The organism is Microbacterium sp. MYb72 (assembly GCF_002979415.1).
In the GTDB taxonomy this organism is placed as follows: Bacteria; Actinomycetota; Actinomycetes; order Actinomycetales; family Microbacteriaceae; genus Microbacterium; species Microbacterium natoriense.
Genome location: NZ_PCOT01000035.1, coordinates 1 through 15,474, shown reverse-complemented (window position 1 = coordinate 15,474; position 15,474 = coordinate 1). Strand labels below are relative to the sequence as shown.

Below are 15,474 nucleotides of genomic sequence, written 5' to 3'. Positions count from 1 at the left end.
TCGGGAACCGCGTCGCCTGACGAGACCCCTCGCCACGAGACCGATGCGGCTGCGTCGTCTTCGAGTACCGCGTCGTCCAGGGAATCCTCGGATACCTCATCTCCCGAGGAGAACTCCGGTTTCCGTGTCTCCCTGTCGAACTTCGACGGCCCGTTCGACCTGCTGCTGAATCTCATCTCGAAGCATGAGATGGACATCACCGAGGTCTCGCTCAGCGCCGTGACGAACGAGTTCATCTCCTACCTGAGGGAGCTCGACGACGATGAGGAGCTCGACCAGGCGTCGGAGTTCCTCGTGGTCGCCGCGACACTGCTCGACATGAAGGTCGCCGGACTCCTTCCGCAGGGAGAGCTGGTGGATGCTGAGGCCGTCGCACTGCTCGAGGCTCGGGACCTGCTGTTCGCGCGACTGCTGCAGTATCGGGCCTTCAAGGAGGTCTCCGCCTGGTTCTCCCGCTGCCTGCAGCGAGAGGATCGGCGGCACGTCCGCGCTGTGCGACTCGACGAGAAGCACCGCAAGAAGACGCCGGAGCTGGTCTGGTCTCTCTCGGCCGACGACTTCGCCGCACTCGCCCTGCTCGCGTTCGCGCCCAAGGAGATCCCGCACGTCGGACTCGATCACCTGCACGCTCCGCTCGTCAGCATCCGTGAGCAGGCGGCGATCGTGGTGACGCTCCTCCGCGGCGCCGAGTCGCTGAGCTTCCGCGAACTCGTCGCCGGCATCCGCGAACCGGGTATCGTCGTCGCGCGCTTCATCTCGGTGCTGGAGCTCTACCGCCACGCGGCGCTCTCCTTCGAGCAACTGGAACCGCTCGGCGAGCTGACGCTGCGCTGGGCCGCCGACCACTGGTCGGACGAATCACTCGCCACCCTGGGAGCCGACTATGACCGATGACCTCGAACCGTCAGCCGGAGTGCTGACCCAGAAGATCGAGGCGATCATGCTCATCATTGACGAGCCGATCGGACTCGTGGCGCTGGCCGCCGCCGTGGGGTCTCCCGTGGCCGCCGTGCGGCAGGCGCTCGAGACGCTCGTCGACGACTATGACGGCAAGGGCCGCGGTCCGCGTCGAGGTTTCGAGCTCCGCGAGGTCGGAGGCGGCTGGCGGCTCTACGTGCGCGAGGACCACGACGACCTCGTCGCGGAGTTCATCGGCGGCCAGGCGCCGGCTCGACTGTCCCAGGCCGCGCTCGAGACGCTCGCCGTCATCGCCTACAAGCAGCCGGTCACCCGCAGCCAGGTCGCGTCGATCCGAGCGGTGAACGTGGACTCCGTCGTGCGCACCCTGCTCGCACGCGGCCTCATCACCGAGCTCTTCGCCGACTCCGAGACGGGCGCCATCAACTACGGCACCACGGATGCACTGCTGCAGCACCTGGGCATCAACTCGCTCGACGAGCTGCCTCCGATCTCCCCGCTGCTCGATGACGGCGCAGACGGCTTCGATGAGGGTCTGGTTCGATGAGTACGCGTGTGGTCGGCGCCGTTGCGGTTCGGTGCGGGCGTGTCGATGAGGGTCTGGTCCGGTGAGCGCGCGTGCGGTTGACGCCGGTACGGTGCGGCTTGGGCGCTTCGATGAAGGTTTGGTTCGATGAGTGCTCGCGCGGAAAGCACCCTTCTGGTGCCGCGCGGACGCTTCGATGAAGGAATGGTTTCATGACTGATGGTTCGATGACAGACGGCTCCGCCCCCGAGGGCGTGCGCCTGCAGAAGGTGCTCTCCGGAGCGGGAGTGGCCTCCCGACGCGTGGTCGAGAATTACATCGTCGAGGGCCGCATCCGCGTCAACGGCGTGGTCGTGACCGAGCTCGGCACCCGCATCGATCCGGAGACCGACCTCGTCGATGTCGACGGCACCGCTGTGCAGCTCGATGTCTCGAAGCGCTACGTGATGCTCAACAAGCCCACCGGCGTCGTGAGCAGCATGCGCGATGAGAGCGGCCGCCCCGATCTGCGGCTCTTCACGAAGGACTATGAGGAGCGCCTGTACAACGTCGGACGGCTGGATGCCGAGACCAGCGGACTGCTGATCCTCACGAACGACGGCGCCCTCGCGCACGTCCTCGCGCATCCGTCGTTCGGCGTCACCAAGGTGTACATCGCCAAGGTCGAGGGGGAGGTCACCGCCCAGACGATCTCGAAGCTCACGAAGGGCATCGAGCTGGAGGACGGACCCATCGCGGCCGACAAGGCGCGGCTGCTGGACACCTCGCGGGGGTCGAGTCTCGTCGAGCTCACGCTGCATTCCGGACGCAACCGGATCGTCCGCCGCATGATGGCGGCGGTCGGGCATCCCGTCACCGAACTCGTGCGACGCCAGTTCGGTCCGCTGCACCTGGGAACGCTCCCGGCGGGGAAGAGCCGCGAACTGACTAAAATCGAACTAGGCGCGCTGCTTACTCTGTCGCGCCGTGATTCCGGTGTCGCCGAGGCGCCAGGCGAGCAGCAGGAGAACGAGTGACCGACACGACGAGTGCGCCCAGCGCGCCGCGCACGGCGACCGCCGTCGCGTCGCGTCTCTCGGGCACCGTCCGCATCGTCGGCACGGGGCTGCTCGGTGCGAGCATCGGGCACGCGCTCAGCGCGAAGGGCGTCGATGTCGTGCTCTCCGACACGTCTCCCGCACAGCAGCGCCTGGCGATCGACTACGGCGCCGGTCGTGCCCCGTCTGCCGACGACGCGCCAGTCCTGATCGTCGTCGCCGTGCCGCCAGACGTCACCGCCGATGTCATCCAAGCGGAACTCGAGCGGTACCCGGATGCCGTCGTCACCGACGTCGCGAGCGTCAAGCTCGAGCCCTTCCGCGCACTGACCTCGCGCGGTGTCGATCTCGCCCGCTACATCGGCTCGCACCCGCTCGCCGGTCGCGAGCGCGGCGGGGCGATCTCGGCGCGGGCCGACCTGTTCATCGGCCGTCCGTGGGTCGTGTGCCGCGACGGTGAGACGAAGGCCGCCGATCTCGCGCTCGTCGAGGCTCTGGCTCTCGACGTCGGCGCGCAGCCGATCGAGATGACACCGGAGGAGCACGACCGCTCGGTCGCGCTGACCTCCCACGTGCCCCAGGTCGTCGCGAGCCTGCTCGCCGGACGCCTCGCCGACGCGGAGGAGGGCGCTCTGCGTCTCGCCGGTCAGGGCGTGCGCGACACGACGCGCATCGCGGCATCCGCCCCCGAGCTCTGGGTGCAGATCCTCGGCGCGAACGCGGCCCCCGTCGTGGAGATCCTCGACGCCCTCGCCGAAGACCTCCGCGAGGTGTCGGATGCGCTGCGCGCTCCCGAGGCGCCCGGTTCCCGGCGTGCGGTGGCGGAGACGATCCGTCACGGCAACGACGGCGTCGAGCGTCTGCCTGGCAAGCACGGACAGAACCGCCGCTTCGAGTCGTTGGTCGTCATGGTCGACGACACGGCAGGACAGCTCGGACGCCTCTTCGGCGAGCTCGGCGAACTCGGAGTCAACGTCGAAGACCTCCGCCTGGAGCACTCGCCCGGCGCACAGTTCGGTCTGGCGGAGATCAGCGTCGACCCGGCCGCGCTGCACGGCGCGGTCACCGGACTCACCGAACGCGGCTGGCGGATTGCGGGGAACACAAATGACTGACACGACGACCGCCACCGCTGCGCGCACTCCCGACTTCATCGCCATCGACGGCCCTGCCGGGTCGGGCAAGTCCAGCGTGTCGAAGGCCGTCGCGCGCACGCTCGGATTCGGCTACCTCGACACCGGCTCCGCGTACCGCGCGCTGGCCTGGCACGTCCTCGATCGAGGGGCGGACACGGCGGATGCCGCAGCCGTCCTCGCCGCGGCATCCGACTTCCCCGTGCGGCTGGGGCTCGACCCCGACGACCGCACGGTGCGCGTGGGCGACGTCGACGTCACCGAGGCGATCCGCGCACCGCACGTGTCGGGCGCGGTCAGTGGCGTGGCGCGCGTGCCCGAGGTCCGCGCGCAGGTGAACGAGCTGTTCCGCTCGCTCGTGGCCGAGGCCCCGTTCGACGCGGTCGTCGTGGAGGGACGCGACATCACCACCGTCGTCGCCCCCGACGCTCCCGTCCGCATCCTTCTCACCGCTGCCCCCGAGGTGCGCGCTGCGCGCCGGGCGGGCGAGCTCGCCGGTGAGAACGCTGCCTCCGTCGCCGCCGCGCTGCACAAGCGCGACGCATCGGACAGCGCCGTCGTCGACTTCCTCAACGCCGCAGAGGGCGTGGAGGTCGTCGATTCGACGGATCTCGATTTCCCCCAGACCATCGATGCCGTACTCGCGGTGATCGAACGACTCCGAGGAGCACACAGTGGCTGACGACGAATACGAAGGCGGCCCCGACCACCTCGCAGAGAAGATGGAGGCGCTCGACGAGCACCTCGCAGAGCAGCGCGCGGAGACTCTGCGCGCGGGTCTCGCCGACTACGAGCTCGACGACGAAGACGCTGCGCTTCTCGCCGGGATCACGATGGACGAGGACGGCATCCAGTTCATGCCGGCCCTCCCGGTCGTGGCGATCGTCGGACGGCCGAACGTCGGCAAGTCCGCGCTCGTGAACCGCATCCTCGGCCGTCGTGAGGCTGTCGTGGAGGACACCCCCGGTGTCACCCGCGACCGCGTCACGTACAAGGCCGAGTGGAACGACCGCCGCTTCACGCTCGTCGACACCGGCGGGTGGGAGCCCGACGCCCGAGGCATCGACCGCTCGGTGGCGGCGCAGGCCGAGGTCGCGATCGACCTCTCCGACGTCGTGCTGTTCGTCGTCGACGCCATGGTCGGAGCGACGTCGACCGACGAGCATGTCGTGAAGATGCTCCGCAAGAGCGGCAAGCCCGTGTTCCTGGTCGCGAACAAGATCGACGACGCGCGCCAGGAGCCGGAGGCCGCTGCCCTGTGGAACCTGGGCCTCGGCGAGCCCCACCCGGTCTCCGCGATCCACGGCCGCGGCGTCGCCGACCTCCTCGACGCGATCCTGAAGACGCTCCCCGAGATCTCGGCCGTCGCCAAGCAGGAGATCGGCGGCCCTCGCCGCGTCGCGATCCTCGGGCGCCCGAACGTCGGCAAGTCGTCGCTGCTGAACAAGGCCGCAGGCGAAGAGCGGGTCGTCGTGAACGACCTCGCCGGAACCACGCGCGACCCGGTCGACGAGATCGTCGAGCTGGGCGGCAAGCTGTGGCGTTTCGTCGACACCGCCGGCATCCGTCGCCGCGTGCACATGGCTCAAGGCGCCGACTTCTATGCGTCGCTGCGCACCTCTGCGGCGCTGGAGAAGGCCGAGGTCGCGGTGGTCGTTCTCGACGTTTCCGAGACGATCAGCGAGCAGGACGTGCGCATCATCGACCTCGTGCTCGAGTCCGGACGTGCGCTCGTGCTCGCGTTCAACAAGTGGGATCGCCTGAACGACGACGACCTGGAGAACCAGGACCGTCGCCGCTACCTCGAGCGTGAGATCGAGCAGGACCTCGCGCACGTCGCGTGGGCTCCGCGCGTGAACATCTCGGCGAAGACCGGTCGTCACCTCGACAAGCTGGTTCCTGCGCTGGAGACCTCGCTGGAGAACTGGGATCGCCGCATCCCCACCGGCAAGTTCAACGCGTTCCTCGCCGAGCTCGTCGCCGAGCACCCGCACCCGCTGCGTGGAGGCAAGCAGCCGCGCATCCTGTTCGGCACGCAGGCCTCGACCCGTCCGCCGACGTTCGTGCTGTTCACGACCGGATTCCTCGACCCGGGCTACCGCCGGTTCATTCAGCGCCGCCTGCGCGAGCTGTACGAGTTCGAGGGAACTCCGATCGTCGTCAACATGCGTGTGCGGGAGAAGCGGCAGCGCTGATCGGCCCGGGAGTTCGTTGGCTGAAGGGCTGGGACTCGTCTCTGGACCCGCTCGGTTCCAGTTCGTGTCGGGTCGGTGCGCCGTACCCCGGATGCTGTGACAGGCTGAAGGGGTGACGGTCGTACCTCCCGCAGCTGGTGAACCGCGCCGCCCCGAGGGGCCGCGCAACCCGGGCGACGCCTGGGTGATCGCGGACACGGGAGAGCGGTACTGGGGCCGGTTCGGCGCTGCGGGGCTGCTCGCTTTCGATCCCGCACGCGGCGTGCTCCTGCAGCACAGGGTCGCCTGGAGCCACTTCGGCGGCACCTGGGGTCTCCCCGGCGGTGCGATGCACGAGGGCGAGAGCGCCATCGTCGGCGCTGTGCGTGAGGCGCAGGAAGAAGCGGGCGTCCCGGACGGCGCCGTGCGCGTACGTGTGACGAGCGTGCTGGACCTGTCGATCTGGTCGTACACGACGGTCGTCGCCGACGTCGTGGAGCCCTTCGAACCGGTGATCAGCGACCCGGAGAGCGTGGCGCTGGAGTGGGTGCCCGTCGAGGACGTCGATGCGCGTCCGCTGCATCCGGGTTTCGCCTCGTCGTGGCCGATGCTTCGGACCCTGCTCGACGAGCGTCCTGCGATCGTCGTCGACGCCGCGAATGTCGTCGGCTCGGTGCCGAACGGCTGGTGGAAGGACCGAGCCGGAGCGGCAGCGCGGCTGCGGGAACGCCTGGTCGACCTCGCCGTGCCGGCGGAGGATCTCGGCATCGGAGCGACGACCTGGTTCCCCGAGGTGTCGCTGGTCGTCGAAGGTCAGGCGCGGGCGATCGAATCCGAGGAATCTCCCGTGCGGGTGGTCAGGGCGGATGCCGCCGGGGACGATGCGATCATCGACGAGGCCGCTCGGCTGCTCTCGATAGGCCGCTCGGTCACCGTCGTCACCAGCGACCGCGGCCTCACTGCGCGGGTGGAAGCTCTCGGCGCCCGGGTTCTGTCTGCCGGGTGGCTGCTGCGTACTATCGATCACTGAGGCTCGTGCTTTGAGTTCTCTGCGCGCTCTCGATCACTGAGGCTCGTGCTTTGAGTTCTCTGCGCGCTCTCGATCGCTGAGGCTCGTGCTTTGAGTTCTCTGCGCGCTCCCGATCGCTGAGGCTCGTGCTTTGAGTTCTCTGCGCCCGGAGAGCCCTCTGAACCCTCTGAACCCTCTGAGCCCTCTGAGGCCTGCGAACGCCCGGCCCTCCAAGCCCCCGGCCCCTCCAAGCCTCCGGCGCCCTCTAAGCCCTGCCTTCCGAGCCTCGTCCTCGGAGCCTCCGAGATCGTCCGGCGTGCAGGTCAGATGAACATCACTCGTCGCGGTGTGCGGTCGGTGTACGCGCGCCCGAGCGGACTGGTCCAGGTGATGGAGCCTCCGGGGCGCTGTTGAGCCGTCCACCTGTGCGGGTCGGGCACGTCGGGATGCTTGAGCGCGTGGTGGGTTCTGCAGAAGTGCGCCAGATTGTCTACCGCCGTCCGTCCACCCTTGGCGTGATCGTGGTTGTGGTCGATCTCGCTGCGGTGCACCGGCATCCGGCATCCCGGGAAGCGACAGTGCTGGTCACGCGCCCGCAGGAATCTCTTCATCGCGGTGGTGGGCGTGTACGTGTCGGTCTCGACGACGAGGCCGGACGGATCGAGGAACAGCCGCGTCCATCCGCTGTTCCGCCCTGCGAGCGCTCGTGCGATGTCAGCGTCGAGCGCTCCGTGGCCGTCGAGCTGCGCGGGTCGATCGTCGAGCCCCGCGAGTGTGGTCGCCGCGACCGTGACCTGAATCCGGGCGTGAACGTCGTCGAGGGCATCGCCGATGGCTGTGCTCGGAGTGGCGGTGAGGAGCATGTCGGCGAGGACATCGGCGCGGATCTCGTCCAGGGAACGCTCGTCTGCGGGGATGCGCTCGACGTCGGTGAGTGGATCGCGCGCGAAAGTCGCTCGGTCATCGCTGAAGATCATGCCCGCATCGGAATCGGTCCCCGGCGTCGAGCCGCGCTCGGCAGAAGCAGCGTCAGCGGTGGTGTCGGCGCTGGTATCGGCGAGGATCGCGGGGGCGAAGGGATCGGCGAGGAACGCGTCGAAGAAGGGATCGGCGAGATCGACGTCCTCGGCGTGGACGGCGTCCGCGCCGGGGTCGATGGCTGACGGGTCGAGTTGGGGCTCGCGTGTTCCCCTGGCCTCGATGACCTCTCGCGCGACGTGCGTGAGCCGGTCCTGGATCGCAAGGGCGATCCACTCGGGGAGAACCGCCGTGAGCAGGGCGAGCCCGTCGTCGAGTGAGGTCACAGAGACGCCGCGGTCCTTGGCGGCGCGACGATGGCGTTCGACGAGCGTCTCTCCCGCGAGAGACGCGGCGACCTCTCGCGCGTGGGCGCGGGTTCGTGCTGCCGTGTCGCACTCTGCCACGACGAGCGCGGCGGTCTCGAACAGGCCCATGACGGCGGCATCCGCTCTGCGGTTCGCGATCGCCTCGGCGACGACCGCTCCCGCCCGTACGATCTCGCGGACGTGGGCGGCGGTGATGCGACCGTCGGCGAACGCGGCACGGACGCCGGGCATGCTGTCTCGGAGTGAACGTGCATCGGCGAAGGCGAACTCCATCGACGACCTCGGGATGCGCGCGGCTGCCGAGAACTCCGCGATCATCGACCGGTAGATGGCGTCGCGATGGTAGGGACTCTCCGCCACATCCTGATCGTGGATGTCGAACTGCTCGATCAGCAGTTCAGCGGCCTCGGCCTCGAGCGCGGCGATCTGCCGGCGCTTCAGCGCCCAGGCGTCGAGAACACGACGTCGTTCCTCGAGATCGTGGTCGAGATCGGTGCGGTGGGCCATGTCCCCAGATTAGAACAAAGCTACGAATGAGTGAACCGTCAGGAGTGGGGGAATTCCTGGTCGTCTGCTTCGCGTCCGCGGAGCCGATCGATCTCCCGGCGTTCTCGCTTGGTGGGACGGCCCGCTCCGCGGTCGCGCAGCCCCAGCGCGGCCTGCGGCTCGCGCTCGGGCGTGCGGTCCTCGTAGGCGAGGGCCGCGACCGGGGCGCCGACGCGCTTGACGAGGAGCTGTCGGACGATGAGGATCCGGTCGAATCCGGAGATGCGGATGCGCAGCTCATCGCCGATGCGCACGGCCTGCGCCGCCTTGACCTTGTCGCCGTTGAGTCGTACATGCCCCGCGCGGCATGCAGTCGTCGCCGCGGAGCGCGTCTTGTACACGCGGATCGCCCAGAGCCAGCTGTCGACGCGTGCGGAGTCCATCAGGTGACCTTCCGTGTGCGGAGCGCGAGGAGCGCCCCGGCGATGATGAGGCCCTGCCCGATCGTGTAGGTGAGCATGACGGCGGGGCTGCTCCACGACGGGAGCGCGTCGGGCAGGAAGAGGCGGAACGCGAGGATCGAATCGCTCGTGAGGAAGAACGCGCCGCCGGTCGCGACCACGGGACCGCACCGCGTGGAGAAGGCGGCTGTGCCGCCGAGCACGAGTCCGTAGACCGCGACCGCGGGGAACAGTCCTCCCGCGTGCGGCCCGATCACGCTGACCATGGCGATCCACCAGGCGGCGTAGACGAGCGCCCACCACGGCATCCGTCGTCGAGAAAGGTGTCGTGCGAAGAGCGCGATGTAGGCGAGATGAGCGATGCCGAAGAACGCGAGCATGAGCGGCAGCTCCGGGGCTGAGGGGAAGAACGCGCCGGCGCCGTCGCCGAGCCAGGAGAAGAGCAGGGCGGCGAGGATCAGCACCATGGCGGCGCGGGGTTTCAGCCGTCGGGCCGACACCAGCACGGGAACCAGCAGGAGCGGCATCAGGATGAGCTTCGTCGGCGCGGCCAGAGGACTGTGCACGGCGAGCAGGATCACGTGAAGCGTCGACGCGACGATGTAGGGCGCGAACGCCCAGAGGAGAGCGCGGTTCTTCATCAGGTCTCGACGGTGACCTGTTCGACCCGGTCATCAGCGTCGAGGTGCACCGCCGGCCAGTATCCATCGGGGAAGTGCTCGCCGCAGCCGTCGGTGAGGTGCAGGATGATCGTGCCGTCGGCCGACGCCTCGATCGTCTCGAGGGACAGGTCGGATGCCGCCTCCTCGAGCTCGTGCGGCTCCGGGTCTCCGGTGCTGAACTGCGTGACCACGGCATCCGAGGCGACGCGTCGCAGTGCTTCGAGGTGCGAGACGACCTCGCGGAGCCGGGGGAGCAGCGGAGCGATCTCGTCGGGGCTCGTGCCTTCGATCATGAGGTCGAGCTCTCCGCCGTCGGTCGTGATGCCGCCGATGTACCAGTCGGAGACGAGCACGTCGCCGTCGGTGAGCTCGGTGGTCGCACGGACGAGGGCGCCGAGCTCGGCGTCTTCGACGATCGGATGCTGGTCGCTCATGCCTCCACGCTAGTGGTCAAGGGGCGAGTTCGAGGGCGACGAGGGAACGGCCCGGCTTGAGGTCTGTCCTCTCCTCGAATCCTGCCGCGAGGAAGGTGCCGAGGGTGCCGTGGAACAGCTCGTTCGAGCGCTGCTTCTCGCCGCCCGTGTCGACGGGATAGCCCTCGATCACTCGGGCGCCGGAGTCGCGCGCGTATTCGACGGCCGCGCGGAGCAGGTCGAGGTTGAGGCCGGAGCCCCGATGCTCTCGGCGCACCACGAAGCACGTGACCGCCCAGACCGAGGCATCGTCGAACGGTTCGGTCGACGCTGCCGCGATGATGCGCGTTCGCGGAACCCGCGCCTGTCGCGTGCGGGGCCCGATGCGGATCCAGCCCGCGGCGTCGCCGTCGACGTAGGCGATGATGCCCGGGGGAGGCCCCTCGTCGATCTCCGTGCGCAGCATCTCGGTGCGCTGGTCTTTCGTCGTCGAATTCCAGTCCTTGTTGCTGAGAACCGGCCAGATGCACTGGCAGCTCGCGCCATCCCCGCCGCCCGTGAGTGCGTGCTGCACATCGCTCCACCGGGCTGTCGTCGCCACCTCGGTCGTGATCGTCGCCATGCACGGGACGCTACGCCGGGCCTCCGACACACGCAACGCTGCTCGGTTCGCGGACGGCCTCGGCATCAGGCTAAGATAGGGGAGTTGCCTGCGGCGAAAGCCACGGACAACGGGCTGTGGCGCAGCTTGGTAGCGCACTTGACTGGGGGTCAAGGGGTCGCAGGTTCAAATCCTGTCAGCCCGACCAAATCAGAAGGTCGGATTTCCGCGGAATTACGCGGGAGAACACGAAAGGGCACCTGCCGGACTACTACCCGGCAGGTGCCCTTTCTCTCACAGGCCTCTCACGACGCCTCGATTTGCACGGATTCGGCGGCTACTACTCCGCCGCTCCGCTCACACAGCGATCGCGCGTTCCATCGCCTCCGCGGCCTGCTCGACGCCCATCGCCCCACGCTCCGGGAAGTACGTATCCAGGAACACGGCGAGCGTGTGACCGAGCCACGCCGCGCTCGCGGACGGCGGCACACCGATCGAGTCGAGATAGTGCGCGAGGCTGTGCCGGAGCGCGTGGAGGCGGATGCTCGGAAGCCCCGCGCGAGACGCCAGCCGACGGAACCGCTCGGAGTACCGTTCCGGCTGTTCCGGGCGCCCGAGAGCATCCACGATGACGTACCCCGTGTCCTCCCAAGCCGCCCCGGCGCGCAGGCGGTCTGCGGCCTGAGCCGCGCGGAGCGATCGGAGGAGGGCCATCGTGCCCGGCTCGACACGCTCGACGGGCAACGTACGCTTGCGCTGTTCCGACTTCGGCGCTTCGACCGCCCATCCGCCGCTCTGGAGTGCCACCCGCCCGCGTTCGACACGAACCGTTCCGCGGTCCATGTCCACGTCATCCCACTGGAGGCCGTGCACGTCGGCGCGCGTCATCCCGGCGAGGCTGAGACGCCACACGCCCGCGAGCGCGTCGGCATCCGACGCCGCACGGAACGCGGCCACCTGATCGCGCGTCCAGTAATGCGCATCCCCGGTGACCTTCGGCGCCGACTTCGGCGGCTTGACCTTCCGCCACGGATTCGACGCGATCACCTCATCACGCACGGCCCTGTCGAATGCCAGCGCGGCGGCGGCGAGCCCGTAACGGACGCTCCGAGGCGAGAGGGGTTGACCCCTCATGCCGCCCTCTCGGCGAGCCCACGCAATCCATTCGTCCACGTCGCGCACGCGCACGTCGGCCACCGAGCGATCCCCGAGACGGGCGAGCACAGGCCGGAGTGCCGAGCGGTAGCCCTGCTGAGTGACCTCCCGCATATCGGTGAGCGTGGACAGCCACCGTTCGCACAGCGTGCGCACGTCGTCACGGCTGAACGTGCCGCGCCTGACGTGCTCTCGTGTCGTCTCCACGAACGCCCGCGCCTCGGCGAGCGTGTCGCACGTGCGCGTGACCTGCTGGCGCGCCTGACCCTTCGCGGACGTGTCCAGCACGACACGGAACCGTGCGACGCCTCGGGACTCGATTCGCCGGATCGGCTCGCTCCGCTCCGGGCACTCCGGGCACGTGTGGGCGATCCGCTCGGCGCCGGTGTCGCGGTCGGTCCCGGTGAACGCCGCCCACCCGCTCGACCGTTTGCCGCGATCGACGCCGCACGACTGGCAGACGTTCCCCGAACGGGGGAGTACCCGCGCGCTCATCGAGCGACCGCCGCGCCTCGGTAGCGCGGGTTCGGGCGCCGGAGGGTGTACGTCGTCGCGGAGAGCAGGAATCCGCTGCGGGCTGAGAGGAGTTCCCAACCCTCGCGCATCATCCGGTGCGCTCGTCGCCCGTCGGCTAGCGTCACGACCTCGAACGGCTCTCGGGTGCGGCGGCTCATCGTGTCACCTCCGCGGCGTTCGGGGCGTTGCTCGTGTCTGTCATCGGTCTGCCTTTCGATTCGTGGGGCTCTCGCCCCGGTTCTCCCCGGCAGTCGCCGGGGGAGTCTGTGCGCGCGGGCTCGGCCCTCGTCGGCGCTCGGGCCAATCGAGGTCAGGACGCTCACGCCGGGCCTCTCGCATCCACTGATCGACGGTCGCAACCTTGCGGTCGTATCGCTCCGCAATCTTGCTCCGTGGGATGCGGTCGCGGGCGTGTTCGGCCAGTGTCTCGGCTGTGGGCCTTGCGGGACCGCGTGCGCCGATCACGATGTCTGCGGGAAGGGCCAGCACCGCGCGGGCCTGAGCGGCGAGGGTTCCGACGGGCACGCGGAAGATGCTCGGGTCCGTGTTGTCTCCAGTCGCGATCACCTCCACGGTTCGGAGTTCTGCCGAGCCGGGCCGGGGATCGAGGGTCACTCGATAGATAGCGCTACCCGCTGGATTCACGATCTCCGCGCCGCGATCGGATTCGACCGCCGTGCGGCTCCACCATTCGCGAAGGTCGCCGATCGTAGGGCCGGGCGCGTCGTCGGGGAGGTCGGAGGCCTCGTCCAGTGCGTCGCGCAAGAGACTGCGGAGGCCATAGAGGTTGAACCTGCCGCCGTCGATTCCATCGGTTGGGCGGCTCCACGTGGACGCGTCCCACTGATCCGAGGTTGAGCGCATCGCGATTCCTAACTGTTGCACTTGCAGTGATCCACAGTTTACGCGCAAGTAAACCCTATGCACAATCGGTACAGCGAACTACTGAGGAGGAAACGATGAGTGAGCGCCTACTTACCGCTGTCGATGTCGCCGAACAGCTCGGCGTATCCCGGAACCGCGGATACACGCTGTTGTCGTCGGGCGCGGTTCCCGGAGCGGTGCGGATCGGTCGGAGTGTCCGTCTTCCCGCCGACGCTCTGGACCGGTTCATCGCTGGCGGCGGCACTGCCGCCAGCGCTGACGACTGACCGCACAGACGGAACGGCCCCCGTCGAGAGGAGGCGGAGGCCGTGAGTCCAAGCCCTGAGAGGAGGGCGAACATGAGCAGAATACCGCCTATCCGTGAGCGGTTCGGTGAGACGTTCCCCCTGGCCGTCCGGAATCACGCGGCAGACGTGGCCCCTCCGGCTGATCTCGCATCAGTCGAAGCCCCACGACGAGCGTTCATGGTGTCGGACCTCACGACCTACGCGCGGCGCCTGCCGTTCGTGCGCCTGCCCGTGTGGGCGTTCCGCATCCCGAGCCACACGGCGTTCCGCACATACGCCGCGTTGCTCACGTTCGCGAACCTGAACACCGGCGCATGCTGGCCGTCTCACGCGGCGATCGCGAGTGCCGCCGGACTCGGGGAGAAGACAGCGCGTCGTGCGCTCGATGAACTGCGCGCGCTCGGCATCGTCACATGGAAGCGACAGCACGACGCGAACGGGCAAACGAGCAACCGATACACCGTGGCGATCGACCCGGAGACGCCGCCCGCCGGGCTGGCCGAGCCTGTGGATAACTCGCCAGTGACGGTCAGCCTGACCGTCACCCCTCGGTCAGAACGACCGTCACCCGTCGGTCAGGTTGACCGACGGAACGAGAACCAAGAGAACAAGAACCAGGGGAACGAGACGCGCGCAAGCGCGCCCGCCCTCGATGCTCGATGCTCCCGACACCCCGGCCTCGCCGATCCTCCCGCCTGCCGAGGATGCCGAGATGCACGGATCGCCGCTGAGGCATCCGCCGCCGCTGAGGCCGAAGCAGAGAAAGCGCGCCGCGCCGCCGCCCTCCTCACCCTCGACCCCGCCGCCGTCGAAGCGCTGTCCGTGCGCCTCGGCGGGGTGTACAGCGCGGAGGCGATCACCGATGCCGCGCGAGCCGAGATGCCGGGGAACCTCCCGCTCGGGCTCCGCATGCTCGCCAGCCGCGCAGACGCCGCCGATGCCATAGCGAGGTGGGAGCGATGAGCCGCGAAGCATCATGGGCTGACATGGCAACCGCCGTCATGGCGCACCTTGACGCCTACGGCGCCGATGCGATCTACGACGTGTGGCACGTGCTGAACGCCTACACCGTGACCGCGACGACCCCCGCGTGCGCCGACTGCCGCGAGACGACGGAGCCGGAACGCCTCGCCGAGCCGACACCCGGTCTGAGCCCGCACATGCGCGCCGTGCTCGACGTGCTCGGCGACGGACGACCCCGCACGCCGACCGAGATTCGCCCCGACGCCCCGCACACCGCCGCGCGTTCCCTGCGTGCTCTCGATCGTCGCGGGCTCGTCGCCAGCGCTGGTGACCTCTGGTGGCGGCGATGAACGGGCGCGCGGTGCTTACCGGGCCGGTCCCGACGTACCGGCAGACGCATGACGCACTCCGCCGTCGTCGCGGCCCGGCATCGGCTCACCCGTGCCACTGGTGCGGGCATCGCGCGGCGGAGTGGGCGTGCCTGTGCGCTGACTCCAGCGTGACGACCGGCACGAACGCGACCGGTGCCCGAGTGACGTACTCGCCGGTGCTGTCGGAGTACGTGCCCGCCTGCCGGTCGTGCCACCGCCGCCGAGATGCCGCACGAGCCCGCGAGAGCCGCGAGGTATCCGCCCTCGCCGTGAGCCGACTCCCTGCACGCCACGGTCCCGCCGTAGCGCTCGCGCCCGAGCCTGAGCCCGTCGCCGCCCCTCCGGCCCTGTTCCCGGTCGGCTGGCAGGGGGAGCCCCCAACGCCCTCAACCGTCCTAACCGGAGTTCAGACCGCTCAGCGCCCCTCAGACGCCCCGAGCCCCCGAGATGACATCAGAGGGCACAGAACCGGAGTCAGCGCACAGGCACGCCCACTCCGCCGCGCGATGCCCGCACCAGTGGCACGGGTGA

The 15,474-nt window shown here is 69.1% G+C and carries 17 protein-coding genes and 1 tRNA gene; 11 read left to right on the top strand and 7 right to left on the bottom strand.

Going from position 1 to position 15,474, the window contains the following annotated elements; translation table 11 throughout:
- Positions 1-132: 132 nt before the first annotated feature.
- From CQ047_RS16120 to CQ047_RS16090, 7 genes are all read left to right on the top strand, one after another.
- Entirely contained in the window at positions 133-894 is a 762-nt protein-coding gene (locus tag CQ047_RS16120) for a ScpA family protein (RefSeq protein ID WP_105676888.1), read from the top strand.
- The gene (gene scpB / locus CQ047_RS16115; RefSeq protein ID WP_105676860.1) at positions 884-1,465 is read left to right on the top strand and encodes an SMC-Scp complex subunit ScpB; all 582 of its coding nucleotides are present in this window, start codon (positions 884-886) and stop codon (positions 1,463-1,465) included. Before CQ047_RS16120 ends, scpB begins: the two co-directional genes overlap by 11 nt.
- 191 nt (positions 1,466-1,656) lie before the next feature.
- Entirely contained in the window at positions 1,657-2,460 is an 804-nt protein-coding gene (locus tag CQ047_RS16110) for a pseudouridine synthase (RefSeq protein WP_374197870.1), read from the top strand.
- Complete coding sequence (locus tag CQ047_RS16105) at positions 2,457-3,596, top strand: prephenate dehydrogenase (RefSeq protein ID WP_105676856.1); 1,140 nt, start codon at positions 2,457-2,459, stop codon at positions 3,594-3,596. Before CQ047_RS16110 ends, CQ047_RS16105 begins: the two co-directional genes overlap by 4 nt.
- Complete coding sequence (cmk, locus tag CQ047_RS16100; RefSeq protein ID WP_105676854.1) at positions 3,589-4,296, top strand: (d)CMP kinase; 708 nt, start codon at positions 3,589-3,591, stop codon at positions 4,294-4,296. The genes CQ047_RS16105 and cmk overlap by 8 nt, the downstream gene beginning before the upstream one ends.
- 40 nt (positions 4,297-4,336) lie before the next feature.
- Positions 4,337-5,809: a ribosome biogenesis GTPase Der gene (gene der, locus CQ047_RS16095; protein ID WP_223587458.1), complete on the top strand. Its 1,473-nt coding sequence runs from the start codon at positions 4,337-4,339 to the stop codon at positions 5,807-5,809.
- Positions 5,810-5,921: 112 nt separating this feature from the next.
- Positions 5,922-6,818 (top strand): NUDIX domain-containing protein, encoded by an 897-nt coding sequence (locus tag CQ047_RS16090; protein ID WP_105676851.1) that lies wholly within the window; start codon positions 5,922-5,924, stop codon positions 6,816-6,818.
- Positions 6,819-7,120: 302 nt separating this feature from the next.
- Here CQ047_RS16090 and CQ047_RS16085 read toward each other — a convergent pair whose 3' ends face one another.
- The 5 genes from CQ047_RS16085 to CQ047_RS16065 are packed head-to-tail and all read right to left on the bottom strand — an operon-like array spanning position 7,121 to position 10,787.
- Positions 7,121-8,650 carry an HNH endonuclease signature motif containing protein gene (locus CQ047_RS16085; protein WP_105676849.1) on the bottom strand — a complete coding sequence of 510 codons (1,530 nt, stop codon included), beginning with the start codon at positions 8,648-8,650 and terminating at the stop codon, positions 7,121-7,123.
- Positions 8,651-8,688: 38 nt separating this feature from the next.
- On the bottom strand, positions 8,689-9,072 hold the full coding sequence (locus tag CQ047_RS16080) for an RNA-binding S4 domain-containing protein (protein ID WP_181155974.1): 384 nt from the start codon (positions 9,070-9,072) through the stop codon (positions 8,689-8,691).
- Positions 9,072-9,731 (bottom strand): lysoplasmalogenase, encoded by a 660-nt coding sequence (locus tag CQ047_RS16075; RefSeq protein ID WP_105676848.1) that lies wholly within the window; start codon positions 9,729-9,731, stop codon positions 9,072-9,074. Before CQ047_RS16075 ends, CQ047_RS16080 begins: the two co-directional genes overlap by 1 nt.
- The gene (locus tag CQ047_RS16070; protein ID WP_105676847.1) at positions 9,731-10,186 is read right to left on the bottom strand and encodes a hypothetical protein; all 456 of its coding nucleotides are present in this window, start codon (positions 10,184-10,186) and stop codon (positions 9,731-9,733) included. Before CQ047_RS16070 ends, CQ047_RS16075 begins: the two co-directional genes overlap by 1 nt.
- Positions 10,187-10,202: 16 nt before the next feature.
- Positions 10,203-10,787 carry a GNAT family N-acetyltransferase gene (locus tag CQ047_RS16065; RefSeq protein WP_105676845.1) on the bottom strand — a complete coding sequence of 195 codons (585 nt, stop codon included), beginning with the start codon at positions 10,785-10,787 and terminating at the stop codon, positions 10,203-10,205.
- A gap of 110 nt (positions 10,788-10,897) precedes the next feature.
- Between CQ047_RS16065 and CQ047_RS16060 the strand changes: the two genes are divergently transcribed.
- Positions 10,898-10,974 (top strand) — tRNA-Pro (locus CQ047_RS16060).
- A 149-nt stretch (positions 10,975-11,123) separates the two neighbouring features.
- Here CQ047_RS16060 and CQ047_RS16055 read toward each other — a convergent pair.
- Both CQ047_RS16055 and CQ047_RS16050 read right to left on the bottom strand, forming a co-directional pair.
- Positions 11,124-12,416 (bottom strand): tyrosine-type recombinase/integrase, encoded by a 1,293-nt coding sequence (locus tag CQ047_RS16055; RefSeq protein WP_105676844.1) that lies wholly within the window; start codon positions 12,414-12,416, stop codon positions 11,124-11,126.
- 219 nt (positions 12,417-12,635) lie between these two features.
- Positions 12,636-13,301: a hypothetical protein gene (locus tag CQ047_RS16050; protein WP_105676843.1), complete on the bottom strand. Its 666-nt coding sequence runs from the start codon at positions 13,299-13,301 to the stop codon at positions 12,636-12,638.
- A 95-nt stretch (positions 13,302-13,396) separates the two neighbouring features.
- On the opposite strand from CQ047_RS16050, the gene CQ047_RS16045 reads away from it, so the two are divergent.
- The 3 genes from CQ047_RS16045 (at position 13,397) to CQ047_RS16035 (ending at position 14,922) form a co-directional block, all read left to right on the top strand.
- Positions 13,397-13,588 carry an AlpA family transcriptional regulator gene (locus tag CQ047_RS16045; protein ID WP_105676841.1) on the top strand — a complete coding sequence of 64 codons (192 nt, stop codon included), beginning with the start codon at positions 13,397-13,399 and terminating at the stop codon, positions 13,586-13,588.
- Between the two features lie 198 nt (positions 13,589-13,786).
- Complete coding sequence (locus CQ047_RS16040; protein ID WP_181155973.1) at positions 13,787-14,572, top strand: helix-turn-helix domain-containing protein; 786 nt, start codon at positions 13,787-13,789, stop codon at positions 14,570-14,572.
- A 23-nt stretch (positions 14,573-14,595) separates the two neighbouring features.
- Positions 14,596-14,922 (top strand): hypothetical protein, encoded by a 327-nt coding sequence (locus tag CQ047_RS16035; protein ID WP_105676839.1) that lies wholly within the window; start codon positions 14,596-14,598, stop codon positions 14,920-14,922.
- Positions 14,923-15,474 lie beyond the last annotated feature (552 nt).